The following is a 19,616-nucleotide window of genomic DNA, read 5'->3' as shown; positions in this document are numbered from 1 at the left end:
TTTCGAAGAGCAGCCCTCTTCGGACTCTATTCAGCCCTTCAGGAGGCTTCGTATGACCAAGCCGATCAGCAACAAGCCGACCACCAGCAACTCGGGAATCCCCGTCCCCAGCGACGATCAGTCGCTGACCGCCGGGACGCAGGGACCGATCCTTCTCCACGACCACTACCTCATCGAGAAGATGGCGCAGTTCAACCGCGAGCGGGTCCCGGAGCGCGTCGTGCACGCCAAGGGCGCAGGCGCGTTCGGCGAACTCGAGATCACCGGGGACATCAGCAAGTACACCAAGGCGAAGGCGTTGCAGCCCGGTGCCAAGACCGAGATGTTGGCGCGCTTCTCCACCGTCGCCGGCGAGCAGGGTAGCCCCGATACCTGGCGTGACCCGCGCGGATTCTCGCTGAAGTTCTACACCGAGGAAGGCAACTGGGACCTGGTCGGCAACAACACCCCGATCTTCTTCGTCAAGGACCCGATCAAGTTCCAGGACTTCATCCGCAGCCAGAAGCGCATGCCCGACTCCGGTCTGCGCGACAACAACATGCAGTGGGACTTCTGGACCCTCTCGCCCGAGTCGGCGCACCAGGTGACGTGGCTCATGGGCGACCGGGGTATCCCCAAGTCGTTCCGCCACATGGACGGGTTCGGTTCGCACACGTACCAGCTCATCGCCGAGGACGGCACGAAGACCTGGGTGAAGTTCCACTTCAAGACCGATCAGGGTATCGACTACCTGACGCAGGACAAGGCGGACGAGGTTGCGGGTACGTCCCCCGATCATCACCGTCAGGACCTCTTCGGATCCATCAAGAACGGCGACTTCCCCAGCTGGACCCTCAAGGTGCAGCTCATGCCGTACGACGAGGCCGAGAACTACAAGTACAACCCGTTCGACCTCACCAAGGTCTGGTCGCAGAAGGACTACCCGTTGATCGAGGTCGGCAAGATGACCTTGAACCGCAACCCGGAGAACTTCTTCGCGCAGATCGAGCAGAGCTCGTTCGAGCCGTCCAACACCGTGCCCGGCATCGGCTTCAGCCCCGACAAGATGCTGCTCGGCCGCGTCTTCTCCTACGCCGACGCGCACCGGTACCGCATCGGAGCCAACTACGCGCAGCTGCCGGTCAACGCCCCGAAGTCCGAGGTCAACTCGTACTCCAAGGACGGCAACATGCGGTACTCGTTCAACTCCCCGGAGACGCCCGTCTACGCGCCGAACTCGTTCGGCGGCCCGTCGGCGGACACGAACAAGTACGGCGACGACGGAGCATGGGACTTCGAGCCCCGCTTCGTGCGCACCGGGTACATCGAGCACCCCGAGGACGGCGACTTCGTGCAAGCGGGAGCCCTGGTCCGCGAGGTCATGGACGACGCGCAGCGCGAGCGCCTCGTCGGGAACATCGTGGGGCACGTCCTCAACGGCGTCAGCGAGCCCGTTCTGAGCCGGGTGTTCGAGTACTGGACCAACGTCGATCCCGAGCTCGGCAAGAAAGTCGAGGAAGGCGTTCGGTCGCAGCAGAACGAGACCGCACCGACCACGGGTGCAGGCGCAATCGACGATCCTGCCGACGAAGCAGCCAAGGTCTGATGTTGGGATCGGCGTCACAGCGGATGTGACGCCGATCCGGAACAACGCGGGTCGACCTGCCGTTGTGCAGTACAGACGAAAGAACAATAATGGTGTGCGATGCATACCGTCGTCCAACGGCAGGGAGGCCACATCATGACGAACCCCATCACCAGCACCCTCGACGCAGGCCAGCAGAAGATCGCCGGCGACGCGCTTCAGGGAACCGTGGTCGATCTCATCGACCTTTCGCTCATCGCCAAGCAGGCGCACTGGAACGTGATCGGCAAGAACTTCCGGTCGGTGCACCTCGAGCTCGACGAGTTGGTCACGGCCGCACGTGAATTCACCGATCAGGCCGCCGAGCGCGCCACGGCTATCGGCGTCAGCCCCGACGGCCGCGCAGCCACCGTCTCCTCGACGGCAGGAACCAAGGGCTTCGGTGCCGGATGGACCAAGGACAGCGAAGTCGTCCCGGCCGTCGTCGACAACCTCGCCGCGGTCGTGGAGCGTCTTCGCGGACGCATCGCCGACACCGGCGAAGCCGATCCGGTGACCCAGGACCTGCTCATCGGCATCACGGCTCGGCTCGAGCAGCTGCACTGGATGTGGCAGGCCCAGGCCAGCTGACGTTTTCCCACCCGACAGGCCCCTCGCGCACAGCGGGGGGCCTGTTGTTTGCCTGCACCACCCCCGGGTATCCGAAAACCATGCCTGTTTCCAAGCCGACGGTCGACGCGGTCCTGCTCGACATCGACGGCACCCTCGTCGATTCCAACTACGTGCACGTCGACGCGTGGTCGCGCGCGTTTCGTGAGGCCGGTGGTTCCGTTCCTTCCTGGCGTGTTCACCGCTGCATCGGGATGGACGGGTCGAAGCTGCTCGAGACGCTCGTCGGGTCCTCGGACAGCGCGCTTGCCCACGAAGCGAAGAAGCTGCACGGCGAGTACTACGCTGCTGCGTCGGCGGATCTCGAAGTGCTGCCGGGTGCCCGTGAACTGTTGGCGGACTTGAACTCTCGCGGCATCACCGTGGTGCTTGCGACCTCGGCTCCGGAGAGCGAGTTGTCGACGTTGCGCGACCTGCTCGACGTCGAGGACTCCGTTGCCGTGGTGACCAGCGGTGAGGACGCCGACGTAGCCAAGCCCGAGCCCGACATCGTTGCGGTTGCACTCGAACGGGCCGGTGTCGAGGCCTCCAAGGCGGTGATGGTCGGCGACAGCGTCTGGGACATCGAGTCGGCCGGTCGCGCGGGTGTACGCGCCATCGGTGTTCGCAGTGGCGGGATCTCACGTGGTGAGTTGCTCGACGCGGGGGCGGTAGCAGTGTTCGACGACCCCGCCGATCTGCTCGCCCACATCGAGGACAGTCCCTTCTACTCCGATGAAAAGGCAAGTGCTTGAGCGAGTTCCGCAAGCCGCACCCCAGGGTCGACGGTTATGTCCCCATCGAGAGCTACGGCGCCATCGGTGACGGCCGCACCGTGGCGATGATCGCCGACGACGGCCGGATCGATTGGTTTCCGGTTCCGAACCTCGATTCGCCGCCGCCGTTCGCAGCGTTGCTCGACGCTGGGAACGGCGGATACATCCAGCTGACGCCGCTGGAGGAGTTCACCGTCCAGCGTGAATTCGTCCCTGGGACAAATGTGCTGAGCACGACGTTCCGTACCGACACCGGCACCGTTCGAGTCACCGACTCGCTGAACACCGGTGTCGCCGGGCGTCTTCCGTGGGTGGAGTTGGCCCGCCGCGTCGAGGGTCTCGACGGCACCGTCGAGCTGTCGTGGTCCGTGGCACCGGGCACCATGCTCGGCATCGCGTCGCCGTGGGCGTACGACACCGAGCACGGCACCGTGTTGCGGGTCGACGGATTGACCCTGGCCGTGCGGACTCTGGGTATCGAGGCGGTGCACGTCGCGGACCGCGACATCGGTGGTGTCTTCACCACCCACCCGGATTCTCGGCATGTGCTGGGCGTCGTGGGCACGGAGAACGAGCCGCTGCCCTTGCCCGATCCGCAGCACCTCGACGAGGGGATCGACCGGACGATCGCCAACTGGCGCGTGTGGTCCGACGAATTCTCGTACCAGGGACCGTGGTCGGAGCATGTGGCGCGGAGCGCGCTGGCTCTGAAGTTGTTGCTGCACAGCCCCTCCGGTGCCATCGCCGCCGCTGCCACCACCTCTCTGCCCGAGAACAGGACCGGTGGCAAGAACTGGGACTACCGCTACGCGTGGGTGCGCGACGCCGCGTACACCATCCGCGCGCTGCAGCGATTCGGGCTCCGCGAGGAGATCCACGCTGCAGTGGCGTGGCTGCTGAAAGTGATCCGAGTCAACGATCCGTTGGTCAACGTCTTCTACACCCTCGGTGGTGAATTGCCCGGTGGCACCGAACAACCCGACGTTCCCGGCTGGCGAGGCATCGGGCCGGTGGTCAACGGCAACGCCGCCGCGGATCAGCTGCAGCTGATGATCTTCGGTGACCTGTTCTCCATCATCCGGCAGTACGTCGACGCGGGGAACATCCTGGATGCGCAGACGGGGCGCCTATTGGCCGCCATCGCCGACGAGGCCTGCGATTCGTGGCAGCGCAAGGACGCCGGGATCTGGGAGCTCGAGGACGAACAGCACTACACCAGCTCCAAGCTCGGTTGTTGGCAGGCGCTGGACTGCGCCGTGCACCTGGCAGAAGCAGGCGAGATCCCGGGGATACCGGATCGATGGAAGGCCGAGAAGGAACGCATCCGGCTCTACATCGAGACCGAGTGTTGGTCGGACGAGCGGCAGGCCTATCTCGCGTACCCGGGTGCCGACGGTCTCGATGCGTCGGTACTGCTCGCGGCCGAGATGGACTTCGATCGGGGAGAACGCCTTTCGTCCACCATCGATGCGCTCGTCGAAGAACTCGGTGCCGGTCCGTTGATGTACCGCTACAGCGGGGTCTCGAAGGAAGAGGTGACCTTCGTGGCGTGTGCGTTCTGGCGGGTGTCGGCGCTGTCCTGCGTCGGCCGAGACGACGAAGCCGCAGCGCTGATGGACCAACTGGTGGAGCTGTCCAACGACGTCGGTTTGTACAGCGAAATGATCGATGCTTCGGATGGATCGTTTCTGGGTAACTTCCCACAGGGCTTGAGCCACCTGGCCCTGGTGAATGCGGCGCTGACCATTGCGCGCTCGCACGACGCCACAGCCTGACAGCACTCTCATACACAAGGTGGAATTTAATGGATTTGGGAATCAACGGTAGGACAGCACTGGTCACCGGAGCAGACTCCGGTATCGGCTGGCACACCGCGAAAATGCTGCTGGCCGAGGGGGTTCGCGTCGTGATCAGCGACAAGGATCAGACCTCGCTCGACGAGGCCGCAGCGAAACTCGGCGCAGCGGAGGGGCAGTTGTTCGCGTTCGCCGCGGACGTGACCGACACCGACGCGGTCGAGAACCTGGCAGCACGGACGCAGCAGGTAGTGGGCGACATCGACATTCTCGTCCAGTCCTCCGGAGTGACCGGAGCGCAGGGGCTGTTCCACGAGATCGACGAGGAGGGGTGGCGTTCCACCCTCGACATCGACCTGATGGGACCGGTCCGGCTACTGCGAGCATTTCTGCCCGCACTCCGCCGCGGTGGCTGGGGACGCATCGTGTTGCTGACCTCCGAGGACGCCGTGCAGCCGTACGACGACGAATTGCCCTACTGCTCAGCCAAAGCCGGCGTGCTGGCCCTCGCCAAGGGGCTCTCGCGCAGCTATGCGTCCGAGGGACTGCTGGTCAATGCAGTCTCTCCCGCGTTCATTCACACCCCGATGACCGACGCGATGATGGACAAGCGCGCCGAGGAGAAGGGAACCGACCGCGACGGTGCCATCGAGAGCTTCCTCGACGAGGAGCGTCCGTACATGGAGCTCGGACGCCGTGGCGAACCCGAGGAAGTCGCCTCGGTGATCACGTTCCTGTGCTCGGACCGCGCGTCCTTCGTCAACGGATCGAACTACCGAGTCGACGCCGGTTCCGTCGCAACTATCTAGGAGACACGCATGACCAATTTCGGATACACCTTGATGACCGAGCAGAGCGGCCCGAAAGAGCTGGTGCAGTACGCAGTCGGTGCCGAGAGAGTCGGCTTCGACTTCGAGGTCGCCAGCGACCACTACTCGCCGTGGCTGTCCTCCATGGGGCACTCGCCGTACGCCTGGACCACATTGGGCGCGGTGGCTCAGGCCACCGAACGCGTCGAGCTCATGACGTACGTGACATGCCCGATCATCCGGTATCACCCAGCCGTCGTCGCGCAGAAGGCTGCGACGATGCAGATCCTGGCCGACGGCCGCTTCACCCTCGGCCTCGGCAGCGGTGAGAACCTGAACGAGCACGTCGTCGGAGAGGGCTGGCCGTCCATCGACAAGCGGCAGGACATGTTCGTCGAGGCGCTCGAGATCATCAGGGCATTGCACGCCGGTGGCTTGGTCACCTACGACGGCAAGCACTTTCGCGTCGACTCCGCCCGGATCTGGGACCTGCCCGAGGGCGGCGTGCCCATCGGCATCGCAGCCGGTGGCGAGAAGGCCGTCGCGCGATTCGCCGAGTACGGCGATCACCTCATCGCCACCGAGCCCGACGCCGATCTCGTCAAGGCATGGTCGGACAACCACGAGGGCCCGGCGCGGTCCATCGGACAGATCCCGATCTCCTGGGATCCGGACAAGGACGCGGCCGTCGATCGCGCGCACGATCGGTTCCGCTGGTTCGCGGGCGGTTGGGCCGTCAACGCCGATCTGCCGACGACAGCCGGTTTCGCCGGAGCCACCAAGTTCGTCCGCAAAGAGGATGTGGCCGACACGATTCCGTGTGGACCGGACCTGGACGCCATCGTCGAGGCCGTGAAGCCGTACTGGGAGGCCGGGTACACCGACATCGCACTCGTGCAGGTGGGCGACGAGACCCAGGAGCGCTTCCTCGCCGAGGCCGCAGGCCCGCTTTTGGAGAAACTGCGCGCTGCGTCCAGCTGACTCGACGTTTCACGAGGCCCCGATCGAGAGCATTCGGTCGGGGCCTCGAGCTGTCACTGGACGTGAATGTCCTTGCGGTCGAGTGCCCTGCCTGCCGATGCGACGACCGCGACAGTGAGCAGCGCCGTGGCGGTCAGGACCGACAGTGCGGCCCCGGTGGTCAGCGAACCCGAGTCACCGAAAGTTCCGGAGGTCAACTGGGTTGCGCGAGTGGCCAGGGCATAGGGCAACACGAAGATCGCCCCGGTCACCTCGGCGGTGAGGAGGAACACCGATATACCGGCCCCGACGAGAGCGATGGCAATCGGCACCGCGAACGACCTGACGGCCATCGACAACGCGGAGTGCAGTGCCGCGACCGGTAGTGACCCCACCACTATCAGCGCACCGGTCGCGAAGAGCTCGGAAGGGAGCGTTCCGTCGAGCGAGAAGACCACCTTGCCGAGAACAACGACGGCTGCCAGCATGACGATGTTCATGGCCGCGGTCAGTGTTGCCACCACAGCCGTCTTGACGATCACGATGCGCACCGACGGAACCGGGCCACTCATCAGGGCATTCCAATTCCCGCCTCGGTGTTCGGATCTCCAAACCAGTGATGCCAGTGCCGCAACTCCGAGTGCGAGTGGGAACAGGCCGTAGAACACGACTGTGCGCAACCACAATGTGCGCCATCCCTCTGTCAGCTCTGCGCCCGACGCGATCGTGTTGAACGTTCCGACCCCCGCGATGATCAGCGGGAGGAGAACGACGACCGCCCATGCCTGCGAGCGCCTGAGCTTGATCATTTCGGCCGAGAACGCATTCATGCTCGTACCTCCTGTCGATCGAGTCGAACGGTCATGAACCAGAACGACACTGCTCCGACAACTGCGAGGGCTGCGATGCTGGCGTAGGACGGGTTCAGCGTCACCACCTGTTCGCCTCGGTAGTCGGCGGCAGACGCCAAGGAGTAGTAGCCCCACGGCGTCAAGGGTGCTGCCCAGGAGGGAAATCCGGAGGCGCAGATCGCGATGACGGTACCCACGATGCCGATTCCCAGCGCGACCAGTTGGTTGTCCACTCGCGCTGAGATCAGCAGGTGCACAGCGAGTATCACGAGGTTGATCGTCACCGCCGCCGCCGTATAGCCCAACCACAGGGCGGCAGGCAAGGGTTGGGTCACTCCGATGACGGTTCCCAGAAATACACTGCCAGCACTGGCCGCCACCGTCGCGCCGGCAACGACGAGGCCCGTCGAGACGAGCTTCGCGCGCACGAGGGCTCCGCGGTCGGCTCCATTGGTCCGGTTCAGCAGCCAGCCGTTGGATTGGTGCTCGACTTCCATGGTGCGGCTGGCTATCACGGCGAGCAGCAGCGGGGATACGACGGGGATGGCAAGGGACAGCCCGGCCAGTGGCAGTGCCCAGGAGACCGTGGTCGAATCCTTCGACGCTGTTGCGGTGAGAGCGCCGACGAAGATCAAGCCGACGATTGCGGCGACCGACACAGCGGCGATCGCGCCGATGTGCAGGTGCCTGAGTTTGGCGAACTCGTTGCGTACGGTCGTCACAATCGGCCACCCTTCGTCAAATTCATGAATACGTCTTCGAGCGACTGATCGTCGCGCCGAACGCCGTAGACGCCTGCGTTCGCTCCGACGAGTTCTGCCACCACCTGTGCGGCACCTCGATCGTCGATGCCGGACAGTCTCAGCGTGTGATCCTCGACCTCGACCGAAATGCGCTGTTGCAGAACCGAACGCGCGCAGGTTGGATCGATGACGTCGATGAGTACATCCGGAGTGGAGGCGGTGAACAGCTCGTCGCGGGTGCCCTGGAAGATCAAGCGCCCCTGGCTCAGGATCCCCAGCATGTTCGCCGTCTTGTCGATCTCGCCGAGCAGATGGCTCGAGACCATCACTGTCACGCCGTGTTCGGCGAGATGGCGGAGCAGGCCGCGGATCTCTTCGATGCCCGCCGGGTCCAAGCCGTTGGTGGGCTCGTCCAGGATTAGAAGTCGTGGTTCGCGCGCGAGCGCCATCGCGATGCCCAGGCGCTGTTTCATCCCCAGTGAGTAGTTCTTCACCTTCTTGTCGAGGTGCTCCTGCAGCCGGACGGTGGCCACCGCCCGGTCGATCTGTTCGGCGTGCAATCCGAGCGAGCGTTGCACGATGCGAAGGTTTTCCGCACCCGTGAGATGGCCGTATCCGGGTGGAGCTTCGATGAGTGAACCGATGTGCGAGAGCACTCCGCGGCGGGTCTCGTGATTCATCGGCTTCCCGAGGATCTCCACCTCGCCGGAGGTCGGTCGGATCAGGGACAGCAACATTTTCATGGTCGTCGATTTGCCCGATCCGTTCGGACCGAGAAAGCCGTAGACGCAGCCCTCAGGAATGCGAAGGTTCACGTCGTCGACGACGGTATGGGTGTCGTAGCGCTTGCCGAGGCTGTGAGTTCTGACGATGTCCATGCCTCGACGGTCCCGCATTCGGCGGCGAGAATCGTCGGTCCCGAGTATGTCCGGTGTCCTACTCGGGTATGACTTGCCGCCGGGTGGCGTCGTTACGGAGCCAGGGTCGACAGATTCTTCGAGATGCTCGACGTCAGTGCTTTACCGACGATCGCGGCGAGGCCGGGGACGGGTGCATCGAATCCGATCGTGTAGTCGAGCTCGGTGCCGCCGTCGGCGGTGGGGGTGAACTTCTGCACGCCCCAGTGGCCGCGTAGCGGGCCGCCCTTGGTGATGCGGTACTCGATCAGCGAATGGGGCTCGGAGGTGATCGTGGTTTCCTCGAACGCAGGAAGCGGACCCAGCTTCAGGCTGCGCGTCGACCCGACGCCGTTGCGGGAGGTGTCACCGTCCCGAACGCGGCCGATCTTCGCCATGAAGAGCGGGCCGAGGTTCTCGTGCTCCGACAACGCCGCGAAGACGACCTCGGGGGGAGAGACGAACCGGTGCTTGACGTGTACGCGGGTGGGGGTCGGCATGGGTCGTGAGATCCGTTCGCTCGGGGTCGACAGAGTCGACTCACAGTAGCCGTCCACCGCGTGAAAAAAAGGACCCATTCGATCGAATCGAATGGGTCCCTCTTCGTGGTCCAACTGTCGGGGTGGCGGGATTCGAACCCACGACCTCTTCGTCCCGAACGAAGCGCGCTACCAAGCTGCGCCACACCCCGTGTACCGCTGGAGAAGTCTAACTCACGACTGCCTCGGAACGCGAAACGCCCTCGTCGGAGACGTTTTTCGGACCCGTTCTCGGGGCCGGAGTCAGCGTGATCAGGGTGGCCTCGGGGCGGCAGCAGAACCGCGCAGGCGCGTAAGGCGACGTTCCGATGCCTGCCGAGACGTGCAGCTGGGTGTGCGCGCCCCACTTGGACGGGCCCTTGACCCGCGAACGATCGATCTCACAGTTCGTCACCAGCGCGCCGTAGAACGGAAGGCACAGCTGGCCGCCGTGGGTGTGCCCGGCGAGGACGAGGTCGTAACCGTCCTGAGCGAACTTGTCCAGCACTCGCGGCTCCGGGGAGTGCGTGATGCCCAGACGAAGGTCTGCGAGCGGATTGGGCTGGCCCGCGATGGTGTCGTAGCGGTCGCGCTTCAGATGTGGGTCGTCGACGCCCGCCGACGCGATCCGTACCCCGGCCACCTCGAGCTCGCGACGCACATGCGTCACGTCGAGCCAGCCCCGCTCGGAGAACGCGGCCCGCAGGTCGCGCCACGGCAACGAGTCGCCGGTCGTGCGCTTGTGGTTCTTGTCGAAGTACTTGAACGGGTTCTTCGGCTTGGGCGCGAAGTAGTCGTTGCTACCGAACACGAACAGACCCGGCCGAGCCAGCAGCGGCCCCAACGCCTGCACGACGCTGGGCACGGCGCGCTGGTGCGAGAGATTGTCTCCGGTGTTGACGACCAGATCGGGTTCGAGGCGGTCCAGCTCACGCAACCAGTTCTGCTTCATCCGCTGTCCGGGCATCATGTGCAGGTCGCTGATGTGGAGCACGCGCAGCGTCGCCGAACCCGGCTCGAGCACCGCCATCGACGTCTCACGCAGCGTGAACGCATTGCGTTCGATGAGTGTGGCGTATCCGAGACCCAACGCCGCCGCGCCCGCCGTTCCGATCACGGAACTCTTCAGCGGTGCTGCTCTGACGACGTCGCGCGCCTGCTCTGCAGCGGAGCGCAGTTGCGAGGACGCGCTGCGCAGTTGTGTGGAGGCACTGCGCAGTTGCGTCGACGTGCTGAGAAACGAGGGACTGAATTGTGCGGACACCTCATCCACGATACGGCAGCAACCGGATATGGACGTGCGAGCCGAGGACTGCGCCGCGTAGCGTTTCCGCCATGTCCGAACTCAAGGCCCGCCTCCGAACCGACCTCACCGCAGCGATGAAGGCAAAGGACAAGCTCCGCCTGGCAACGCTGCGCATGATTCTCGCCGCCATCCAGACCGAGGAGGTCTCCGGCAAGGAGGCCCACGATCTGACCGACGACGACGTTCTCAAAGTGCTTGCCAAGGAAGCGAAGAAGCGCGGCGAATCGGCCGAGATCTACACGCAGAACGGCCGCGGCGAACTCGCTGCGAACGAGCGCGCCGAAGCGCAGATCATCGACGAGTACCTGCCCACGCCCTTGACCGACGAGGAATTGGCGAACATCGTCGACACCGCGATCGCCCAGGTCGCCGAAGACCTCGGGGAGCGACCGGCGATGAAGCAGATGGGTCAGGTCATGAAGATCGCGTCGGGACTCGCCGCAGGCAAGGCCGACGGATCGCGACTGTCGAAGGCTGTCAAAGACCGCCTGTGACAATCGATGTGAGTGGAACCTCGTAGTGGACTACGAGGTTCCACTCACATGCGGCGGAGCCGCTCAGCGAGGTGCCGTGATCCCAGGGATCGCCGGAATCTGGATGCCCGGCGGTAGGTCCGGGATCTGGATGTTCGGCAGCGCGGGTGCCGGAGCCGGAGCAGGTCGAACCGAACCGTCACTGACGTAGATCGTGATGTTCGATCCGGGGACCGCCGAACCTGACGGGGACGTCGACACCACGGTGCCGCGAGCCGCCTGGTCGGCCGTGGTGGCCACCGTCACCTGGAAGCCTGCGCCCTGCAGAGTCGATGTCGCCGACGACTGGCTCTGGCCGGTCACGTCGGGTACCTGGCCGTTGGCCGAGCCGCGGACGTACTTCTGGTCGACGGGTGGCAACGCGACGGGTCCGAAGTTGGTGGCGATCGGTGTCATGGCGTCGAACCACGTTCGAGCCGGCTCGTTACCGCCGTACAGGTTGCCCGAGCTGCATGGCCGCAGCGGGAACGAGCAGATCTCGCTCGGCGTCGGTGAGTCGCCGTACGTGTACACGGCGGCGGCGTAGTTGTTGGTGAACCCGAGGAAGCCGGACGACCTGTTCGACTCGGTGGTGCCGGTCTTGCCTGCCATCGGCAGGGTCCAGCCGGCGGAGCCGGCCGCTGCGGCGGATGTGCCGCCCGGCTGATCGTCCTTGCTCATGGCATTGGCGAGGGTGTTCGCCAGTCCGGGCTCGACGACCTGCTCACACGCCTGGTGAGCAACCGGAACGGGCTTGCCGTCGCGGTCGAAGATCGAGTCGATGGGGGTGGGCGGGCACCACATGCCACCCGAGGCCAAGGTGGCAGCCACGTTGGACAGCTCCAGCGGGTTCACCCAGGTCGGTCCGAGGGTGAACGAGCCGAGATTCTGATCCTTCTGGAAATCGGCCATGGACTGGTCGGTGCCCGACGAGCCGGGGTCGTTGTACGACCGCAGGCCCAGGCGAACGGCCATGTCGACGGTCGGGGTGACGCCGACCGACTCGATCAGCTTGACGAAGGCGGTGTTGGGGGACTGCGCCAACGCGTCGGTGATGGACAGCGACGCCGGGTAGTTGCCCGCGTTCTCGACGCAGTAGGTCGCTGCCGGGCAGTTCCGTGCACCGCCGTCGCCGACGCCCTTGACCTCGACGCGCCTGGGCACCTGCAGCGTCGCGCTGGTTCCCAGTCCGCGCTCCATCGCCGCGGCGGTGGTGAAGATCTTGAAGATCGAGCCCGCACCGTTGCCGACCAGCGAGTGCGGCTGTGGCTGCACCGTCTCGTCGTCGTCGGCATTGAGGCCGTAGGTGCGGCTGCTGCCCATGGCGAGAACTCGGTGCTGGTCCTGGCCCGGCGCGACGACGTTCATGACGGTGGCGACGCCGTCGAGGTTCGGACTGGTGTTCTCCACCAGAGCGGCCTTGGTGGAGTTCTGTACCGCGGGGTCGAGCGTCGTGCGGATGAGGTACCCGCCCTTGTCGATCTGTTCCTGGCTGATTCCCGCCTCGGCCAAGTACTGCAGTGCGTAGTCGCAGAAGAATCCGCGGTCGCCTGCCGCGATGCATCCGCGGGGCAGGGTCTGGGGAACGGGCAGCACACCGAGAGGCTCGGACTTGAGCGCGGCGAGCTCGTCGGCGCGTTCGGGGAGGTTCTGGATCATCGTGTCGAGCACGGTGTTCCGGCGCTCGAGCACGCCCTCCTCGTTGGTGTACGGGTTGAGTGCGGAGCTGGACTGCACCATGCCTGCGAGCATCGCGGCCTGGACGGCGCTGAGCTGGCTCGCATCGATACCGAAGTAGGTCTGGGCGGCGTCCTGGATGCCGAAGGACGCGTTGCCGAACGGAACGAGGTTGAGGTACCGGGTGAGGATCTCGTCCTTGGTCAGTTCCTTGTCCAGCGTCAACGCCATGCGGATCTCGCGGATCTTGCGAGCGGGCGTCGTCTCGATGGCCGCTCGGCGCTCGGCGTCGGTCTTGGCCACCACGAGCAGCTGGTAGTTCTTCACGTACTGCTGATCGATGGTGGATGCGCCCTGCTCCACCTGACCGCTGGTGGTGTTGGTCAGGAACGCACGGAGCGTGCCCTGCCAGTCCACGCCCTGGTGTTCGGCGAAGCGGCGGTCCTCGATCGAGACGATGGCGAGCTTCATCTCGTTGGAGATCTGGTCGCTCGGCACCTCGAATCGACGCTGCTCGTACAGCCAGGCGATGGGATTGCCGTTGACGTCCGTCATCGTCGAGACGGCAGGCACTGCGCCCTCCACCAACTCGGCCGAGACGTTGTCGACGGTATCGGCGGCGCGGTTGGAGGCGTACCCGAACCCACCGGCCAAGGGGAACATCACGCCGGCGAGCAATGCACCGGCGAGTGCTGAACATCCGGCGAGCTTCGCCACGGTTTTTCCAACTGACACAGAGCACAGCGTACGTGGGTGTGGCTCGGACCGGCAGAGGCCTGCATGCGCCGTGTGCTGCGCCCCTGCTCGGGACGGCCGTACCAGAAATGTGACCCCGCCGTCTTGCATTCGGGGCTCGCTTTACCTAAATTATGAGCACGGTGTGATTCGCATAACACTTGATAATGAATGTGGGGCAGCTCCTAGAATTTGTGCTTCGCCTGACGAGGTACAAACTGCTTCGAGCCTCCGGGACGTCCAGCGAGGACGTCCGCAACGCAAAGGGGTATCCGCATGCACACGACAACCGCGCCGACGCGACTCGATGTAGAAGAAGCCGAGGCACGCATCGCCTGGGTGTCGCACGCCCGTTGCAAGGGCACTGACCCGGACCAGCTCTTCGTCCGGGGTGCAGCGCAGCGCAAGGCCGCAACCATCTGCCGGCACTGCCCGGTACTCATGCAGTGCGGTGCGGATGCCCTCGACAATCGAGTCGAGTTCGGTGTTTGGGGCGGCATGACGGAACGCCAGCGCAGGGCGCTGCTCAAGCAGCACCCCGAGGTCGACTCCTGGTCCGAGTTCTTCGAGACCCAGCGTCAGCAGCAAGCAGCCATCTAGTCGCCTGCCGGGCGGGCCGATTCAGCCTTTGCGAGTCAGCTGATCGGCCACTGCACGCAGCGCGGCGAGGTCGGAGACCTCGAACGGCAGTGACGGAACACCGACGATGGGCACGCGGGGGTGCGCACCGGTGAACCGGCGAAGCAACCGCACCTCACGCGCTGCCGTGACGGCGCGCTGAGCGTGGATCCGGAGGACAGCGGCGGTCAGATCCGCACCCGGGTCGTCGATCCGATCGAGTAGATCGGCCGCCGTCGCGGCGTGATCCGCCTGCACCGACGACAGCGTCGGGTGCGTTCGGTTCACCACCAACCCGGCCAGGGGCATCTTCTCCGCAGACAAGCGCTCCACGAAGAAGGCCGCCTCGCGCAGCGCGTCGGGTTCTGCGGCAGCGACGACGAGGAAGCTGGTGCCGTCCTCGCGAAGCAGCTGGTAGGTACGCGTCGCCCGCTCGCGGAACCCGCCGAACATGGAATCCAGTGATTGCACGAAAGCTGATGCGTCGGACAGCATTTGGCTACCGATCACGGTGGAGACGCCGCGCATGGCCAAACTCATCGCGCTGGTGACCACGCGGGTGATGCCGCGGCCGGGAGCGGTGAGCAGCCGGATGAACCGGCCGTCGAGGAACGAGCCGAGTCGCTGCGGTGCATCGAGGAAGTCCAGTGCATTGCGCGACGGCGGAGTGTCCACCACGATCAGATCCCACGACGAGTCCAGGGACAACTGCCCCAACTTCTCCATCGCCATGTACTCCTGCGTGCCCGAAAACGACGACGCCACAGTCTGATAGAACGGATTGGCCAGCACCTGCTCGGCCTTCTCCGGCGTCGAGTGCTCGATGACCATCTCGTCGAACGTGCGTCGCATGTTCAGCATCATCGCGTGCAGTTCACCCTTGGCACCGGCACCCAACTTCACCGGCTGCGGGCTGTTGTCGAGATCGCCGAGACCGAGAGCCTGAGCCAGGCGACGGGCCGGATCGATCGTCAGCACCACCACCCGCCTTCCCTGCTCGGCAGCGCGCAGCGCCATCGCAGCCGCGGTGGTGGTCTTGCCGACTCCGCCGGCCCCGCAGACGACGACGATCCGCGACGTGGGATCGGTCAGGATGCGGTCGACATCGAGTTCGGTTGCTACTGGTCGAGTCATCGGACACCCTGTTCTGCAAGCTTGGCGGCGAGCTCGTACAAGCCGCCGAGATCGACACCATCGGCCAACATCGGCAGCGACATCCGCGCGACGTCGAGTTCGTCGAGCGTGGTTGCGCTCTCCACCTGAGCCGAGAGCGTTGCCGCGTGCTCGATCGATTCGGTGAGCAACCCCGCAAAGTCCGCCTCGGACAACGTGATTCCTGTCTTGGCGAGACCGTCCTGAATGGCGACGGCATCGATCTCGCCCTCGGCGATGGCCTCGAGCGACTCGGCCGGCAGGTACGTCGGTTCGGTGCGATTGACGATGACCGCGCCGAGTCGAAGATCTGCCGCCTCGAGCTCACGCACCGCGTCGGCCGTCTCCTGCACCGGCAGTGCCTCGAGCAACGTCACCAGGTGCACGACGGTGTCGGCCGAGTGCAGCAACCGGACCACGCCCTCGCTCTGCGAACGAACCGGTCCGCCCTTGGCCAGGTCGGCCATGGCCTTGGTGACGTCGAGGAAGTTTCCGATGCGTCCGGTCGGCGGCGAGTCGACGACGATCTCGTCGTAGGCCCGGTTGCCCTTCTTGTCGGTCCGCACCACACATTCCTTGACCTTGCCGGTCAGCAGCACATCGCGCAGACCCGGTGCGATGGTCGTCGCGAACTCGATGGCACCGATCTTGCGCATCGCGCGGCCGGCGAAGCCGAGGTTGTAGAACATCTCGAGGTATTCGAGGAACGCGGTCTCGATGTCGATGGCCAGTGCGTAGACCTCGCCGCCGCCGTCCGCCGAGGCGACGCGTGTCTCCTTGGGCGGAAGCTGCGGCACGTCGAACAGCTGCGCGATGCCCTGCCTGCCCTCGACCTCCACCAGCAACACCCGTCGACCACCGGCTGCGAGCGCCAATGCCAAGGCGGCAGCGACCGTCGTCTTGCCGGTCCCGCCCTTACCGGATACGAAATGCAGCCGCGCGGCATCTGCCTTCGCCGGCCATCCCTCTTCGTTCGCTATGCCCACACCCCGACCATATAGAGGTCGTCCCCGGGCGTCCGACCGAAGTGTCTAACTCTGCTCGGAGTGTCGGCGGAGTCGGTCGACCAATTTCTGGGTGTACGCGTCGAGATTCGGTACTGCGTCGGGACAGGCGACCATCGCGATCGTCACCACGTCGCCCAGGCCGAAGATTCCGTGATTGAGACACCGGCCGTCTTCGAGGAACGGAAAGCCTGCCGAGAAACGCGCGACGGCACCACACAGCTCGAGGTCCGCGCGGCCACGGTCGACACTGACGACGGTCGTCTGGGCACCGACGTGCGACGGAGAGCGGTCGTGTTGTCGGAATCGGCGTCCCTGTACGAACCGGACGATCGGTGCAGGCACTCGCTCGTCCGCGCGCGCGACGCGGAGCAACGGTGCAGCCGTCACCCTGGCTCGTTCGGCCGCGAGCGACCGAGTGATCAGGTCGGCTCGCTTCGCGATATCGGGTTCTCCGACGTGGAGGTCGACCGTTCCGACCACCGCTCGATTCGCTGCCGGCCACTCCACGTCGCGCGGTAGGGCCATCGGGACGAACGCCGCGACGGTGCCTCCGGTCGCGGACAGCGGCTCGTCGCCGTCGCCGTCGCCGTCGCCGTCGCCGAGATATTGGTCGAGGCACGAGCCGACGGCACACAGAGCGGACACCGTGACCGACGCGGCACCCGCGCGGACTTCCGTCTTCTGCATCGGCACTATGCGAACGACTCGATACGGCCCCACGGCCCGGTTCAGCGCCGTGGCCGGCACCGACGGTGGGCCGGGCTGCGACCCCCGGTAGGCGCGAACAGCTCGACGGGCCTCCCACCGTGATCGAACGAGATCGACCGGTGCCCGGACCACCGCACCGAGAGTGCTCGAAACGGGATTCTCTCGCTCGGCGGTGGGATTCGGCGACGGTGCCGCACCTGTCGCGGACTGTGGTTCGAAGAGTGCGCGAACAATCCTCGATACGCCCAGCCCATCGGTCAGGGCGTGCCCGACCTGCAGTATCACCACCGTCACCGCACCCTGCATCAGCGGAGCAGAACCGATTCCACGGACCACGTGCAGGTGCCAGGAGTGCTCTCGGAGATCGAGACGAGTGCGGAGCAGGTCGCCCATCAAGATCTCGAAGTCGGCCCAAGGCGCACCGCCGAGATCGTGATCCGACATCCGCTCGGACAGCGGGGACGTATCGGGTACCCATCGCGGGTAGTCCAGATTCAGTGGCGCCTCCCGGAGCCGCAGTCCCAGGCCGGGGACCAGCGGTGCGCGGGCCTCCACGTGGGCGACGATCTCGTCGAACGAGGGCGCGGGGCGTTCGACCGAGTCGAACGCCGTCAGGGAGAACTGGTCCCGAGAATCACCGCGGTCACGCGCGAAGTGATAGATGGCGTCCTTGATATCGAGCCGATCCATGCGACGACTGTAGTTCCGGCACCGCGTCGGTGGAACCGAACGATAGGCTCAACAGTCATGAGCGAAAAGATCATCTGGGAGTACTTCACCGCGCCGGTCCTGATTCACGCCACCAAGCAGATTCTCGACAACTACGGCTCCGAGGGCTGGGAGCTCGTCACGATCATGGCGGGACCCAACGGCGGAGACACGTTGGTCGCGTACTTCAAGCGCCCGAAGGTCTGAGCGCGCGTGGCGAATTGGAGCGAACGACTGTCCGAGCTGGGCATCGAGCTGCCCGACGTCGTCCCGCCGCTGGCGGCGTACGTCCCGGCGGTGCAGGTGGGCTCGCTCGTCCACACCTCCGGCCAGTTGCCGATCGTGGACGGAAACCTGACGTCGGTGGGCAAGGTCGGCGGCGACGTCACCGCTGAGGACGCCACCGCAGCGGCGCGCCTCTGCGCCCTGAATGCGCTCGCCGCCGTGCACGCGCTCGTCGGCATCGATTCGGTGGCCCGAGTGATCAAGGCGGTCGGCTTCGTCGCCTCCGCTCCGGGATTCACCGGCCAGCCCGGGGTGATCAACGGGGCGTCGAACGTCATCGGTGAGATCTTCGGCGATGCGGGCAAGCATGCGCGCTCGGCCGTGGGTGTCGCCGAACTGCCACTCGGTGCTTCGGTGGAAGTGGAGCTCATCGTCGAACTGCGCTGACGTGCAGTGGTGTGGCTAGGTGCCCTCTGGGGCACTCAACCACGCCACTGGGGCGCAGCCGCACATGTCACTGGGGCGCAGCCGCACTGATCACTTTCTGCAGGTGTAGGCCTCGGTGTACCGAGCATTCGTGATCGACACCCTTGTCGACCGACTCGAGGAATTCGTCCAGCAGGACGGCGAAGCAGTCGGTCGACGAGGTCGAGCGGTCAGTGAGGGTCTCGACTCCGTCGGTGCCGCTGAGCTCGATCCGCATCAGGGACGGCATGATCGGCGTCCGCAGCGACAACTGCACGGTGCTCGTTGCACCGCCCTCGTGCTCGAGCACCACGGTCCAACTGTCCGACGCCACCTCACGGTGCGAGTAGGCAACGCGTGCAATGGTTCCCAGTGCGGCGTCGAGCAGATCGAACACGTGTGGGCCGATGTCGAGGATCGCCCCGTCGTCGTGTCGCCACTGCGAGTTCGCGTACGCCCCGCCGAGGACGGCACCGGAGAACCAGGTACCCGAACCCGCTGCCCACGGTCGCCCGGCGACCGCGTCGAGGAATTGCCTTGTCTCCGGGGCGAACCGGAGCGTCAGCGTCACCATCGAGCGGACGCCTGCGGCCGTCACTGCCGCGGCCAGTTCCTCGGCCTCGGCCACCGTTGCGGCAATCGGCTTGTCCAGCAACACATGTTTGCCTGCCTGCACCGCGCGGAGTGCGTACCCGGCTTGCACGGCCGGTGGTACCGCGAACGCCACCGCATCGACGGCACCCAGCAGGTCGTCGAACGATTCGAAGACCGGTGCCCCCAGCTCGGCTGCCGCTTCGGGTCTGCGTGCCCATGCTCCGGCGAAGTCGATGGCGGGATGGGCGAGTAGCGAGGGGGCTTGAGTCTTACGGGCCCAGGGCCCAGCTCCGACGAGTCCGACCTTCATGAATATCGACGGTAGTCCTCCCGGACACCGCGTGGAGC

At 65.4% G+C, this 19,616-nt stretch carries 20 protein-coding genes and 1 tRNA gene; 10 read left to right on the top strand and 11 right to left on the bottom strand.

The window, feature by feature from the left end; all coding sequences use genetic code 11:
* The first annotated feature begins 52 nt into the window (after positions 1-52).
* The 6 genes from R3P93_RS13635 to R3P93_RS13610 all read left to right on the top strand — a co-directional run bounded on the left by R3P93_RS13635 (position 53) and on the right by R3P93_RS13610 (position 6,574).
* Entirely contained in the window at positions 53-1,585 is a 1,533-nt protein-coding gene (locus tag R3P93_RS13635) for a catalase (RefSeq protein ID WP_269596518.1), read from the top strand.
* Positions 1,586-1,720: 135 nt separating this feature from the next.
* Positions 1,721-2,194 carry a Dps family protein gene (locus R3P93_RS13630; RefSeq protein WP_068054046.1) on the top strand — a complete coding sequence of 158 codons (474 nt, stop codon included), beginning with the start codon at positions 1,721-1,723 and terminating at the stop codon, positions 2,192-2,194.
* Between the two features lie 80 nt (positions 2,195-2,274).
* Positions 2,275-2,967, top strand: coding sequence for an HAD family hydrolase (locus R3P93_RS13625; RefSeq protein ID WP_317533238.1), 693 nt, complete (start codon positions 2,275-2,277; stop codon positions 2,965-2,967).
* Positions 2,964-4,763, top strand: a complete 1,800-nt coding sequence (locus R3P93_RS13620; protein WP_317533237.1) for a glycoside hydrolase family 15 protein — start codon at positions 2,964-2,966, stop codon at positions 4,761-4,763. Before R3P93_RS13625 ends, R3P93_RS13620 begins: the two co-directional genes overlap by 4 nt.
* A gap of 29 nt (positions 4,764-4,792) precedes the next feature.
* Positions 4,793-5,593 (top strand): SDR family NAD(P)-dependent oxidoreductase, encoded by an 801-nt coding sequence (locus R3P93_RS13615; RefSeq protein WP_149407291.1) that lies wholly within the window; start codon positions 4,793-4,795, stop codon positions 5,591-5,593.
* A gap of 9 nt (positions 5,594-5,602) precedes the next feature.
* A complete protein-coding gene (locus R3P93_RS13610) occupies positions 5,603-6,574 on the top strand; it encodes an LLM class F420-dependent oxidoreductase (RefSeq protein ID WP_149407292.1) in 972 nt (323 codons plus the stop codon).
* Positions 6,575-6,627: 53 nt separating this feature from the next.
* Here R3P93_RS13610 and R3P93_RS13605 read toward each other — a convergent pair whose 3' ends face one another.
* The 6 genes from R3P93_RS13605 to R3P93_RS13580 all read right to left on the bottom strand — a co-directional run bounded on the left by R3P93_RS13605 (position 6,628) and on the right by R3P93_RS13580 (position 10,690).
* The gene (locus R3P93_RS13605; RefSeq protein ID WP_317533236.1) at positions 6,628-7,383 is read right to left on the bottom strand and encodes an ABC transporter permease; all 756 of its coding nucleotides are present in this window, start codon (positions 7,381-7,383) and stop codon (positions 6,628-6,630) included.
* Entirely contained in the window at positions 7,380-8,126 is a 747-nt protein-coding gene (locus R3P93_RS13600) for an ABC transporter permease (RefSeq protein ID WP_317533235.1), read from the bottom strand. The genes R3P93_RS13605 and R3P93_RS13600 overlap by 4 nt, the downstream gene beginning before the upstream one ends.
* Positions 8,123-9,025: an ABC transporter ATP-binding protein gene (locus R3P93_RS13595; protein WP_317533234.1), complete on the bottom strand. Its 903-nt coding sequence runs from the start codon at positions 9,023-9,025 to the stop codon at positions 8,123-8,125. The genes R3P93_RS13600 and R3P93_RS13595 overlap by 4 nt, the downstream gene beginning before the upstream one ends.
* Positions 9,026-9,117: 92 nt before the next feature.
* Entirely contained in the window at positions 9,118-9,543 is a 426-nt protein-coding gene (locus tag R3P93_RS13590; protein ID WP_068054078.1) for an SRPBCC family protein, read from the bottom strand.
* Positions 9,544-9,660: 117 nt separating this feature from the next.
* A tRNA-Pro gene (locus R3P93_RS13585) sits at positions 9,661-9,734 on the bottom strand.
* A gap of 17 nt (positions 9,735-9,751) precedes the next feature.
* The gene (locus tag R3P93_RS13580; protein WP_231893981.1) at positions 9,752-10,690 is read right to left on the bottom strand and encodes a metallophosphoesterase; all 939 of its coding nucleotides are present in this window, start codon (positions 10,688-10,690) and stop codon (positions 9,752-9,754) included.
* Positions 10,691-10,896: 206 nt separating this feature from the next.
* On the opposite strand from R3P93_RS13580, the gene R3P93_RS13575 reads away from it, so the two are divergent.
* On the top strand, positions 10,897-11,361 hold the full coding sequence (locus R3P93_RS13575) for a GatB/YqeY domain-containing protein (protein ID WP_032395267.1): 465 nt from the start codon (positions 10,897-10,899) through the stop codon (positions 11,359-11,361).
* Positions 11,362-11,424: 63 nt separating this feature from the next.
* Here R3P93_RS13575 and R3P93_RS13570 read toward each other — a convergent pair whose 3' ends face one another.
* On the bottom strand, positions 11,425-13,773 hold the full coding sequence (locus tag R3P93_RS13570) for a penicillin-binding protein (protein WP_094638699.1): 2,349 nt from the start codon (positions 13,771-13,773) through the stop codon (positions 11,425-11,427).
* A gap of 294 nt (positions 13,774-14,067) precedes the next feature.
* Here R3P93_RS13570 and R3P93_RS13565 point away from each other — a divergent pair, with 294 nt between their 5' ends.
* Positions 14,068-14,391: a WhiB family transcriptional regulator gene (locus tag R3P93_RS13565; RefSeq protein WP_008712729.1), complete on the top strand. Its 324-nt coding sequence runs from the start codon at positions 14,068-14,070 to the stop codon at positions 14,389-14,391.
* 21 nt (positions 14,392-14,412) lie between these two features.
* Here R3P93_RS13565 and R3P93_RS13560 read toward each other — a convergent pair whose 3' ends face one another.
* From R3P93_RS13560 to R3P93_RS13550, 3 genes are read right to left on the bottom strand one after another with little or no spacing between them, the layout of a single operon-like run.
* Entirely contained in the window at positions 14,413-15,543 is a 1,131-nt protein-coding gene (locus R3P93_RS13560; protein WP_094638698.1) for an ArsA family ATPase, read from the bottom strand.
* Positions 15,540-16,547: an ArsA family ATPase gene (locus R3P93_RS13555; RefSeq protein ID WP_068054088.1), complete on the bottom strand. Its 1,008-nt coding sequence runs from the start codon at positions 16,545-16,547 to the stop codon at positions 15,540-15,542. The genes R3P93_RS13560 and R3P93_RS13555 overlap by 4 nt, the downstream gene beginning before the upstream one ends.
* Before the next feature lie 45 nt (positions 16,548-16,592).
* Entirely contained in the window at positions 16,593-17,966 is a 1,374-nt protein-coding gene (locus R3P93_RS13550; RefSeq protein WP_317533233.1) for a wax ester/triacylglycerol synthase domain-containing protein, read from the bottom strand.
* Between the two features lie 57 nt (positions 17,967-18,023).
* Here R3P93_RS13550 and R3P93_RS13545 point away from each other — a divergent pair, with 57 nt between their 5' ends.
* Together R3P93_RS13545 and R3P93_RS13540 are read left to right on the top strand one after the other, a co-directional pair.
* A complete protein-coding gene (locus R3P93_RS13545) occupies positions 18,024-18,191 on the top strand; it encodes a DUF4177 domain-containing protein (protein ID WP_094638696.1) in 168 nt (55 codons plus the stop codon).
* A gap of 6 nt (positions 18,192-18,197) precedes the next feature.
* Positions 18,198-18,656 carry a RidA family protein gene (locus tag R3P93_RS13540; RefSeq protein WP_068054093.1) on the top strand — a complete coding sequence of 153 codons (459 nt, stop codon included), beginning with the start codon at positions 18,198-18,200 and terminating at the stop codon, positions 18,654-18,656.
* 67 nt (positions 18,657-18,723) lie between these two features.
* Here R3P93_RS13540 and R3P93_RS13535 read toward each other — a convergent pair whose 3' ends face one another.
* Complete coding sequence (locus R3P93_RS13535) at positions 18,724-19,578, bottom strand: Gfo/Idh/MocA family protein (protein WP_176460210.1); 855 nt, start codon at positions 19,576-19,578, stop codon at positions 18,724-18,726.
* Positions 19,579-19,616 lie beyond the last annotated feature (38 nt).

The sequence above is a fragment of the Rhodococcus cerastii genome (assembly GCF_033042195.1).
Taxonomy (GTDB): domain Bacteria; phylum Actinomycetota; class Actinomycetes; order Mycobacteriales; family Mycobacteriaceae; genus Rhodococcoides.
The sequence above is the reverse complement of the archived record's forward strand: the minus strand, read 5'-3'. Positions and strand labels throughout refer to the sequence as shown.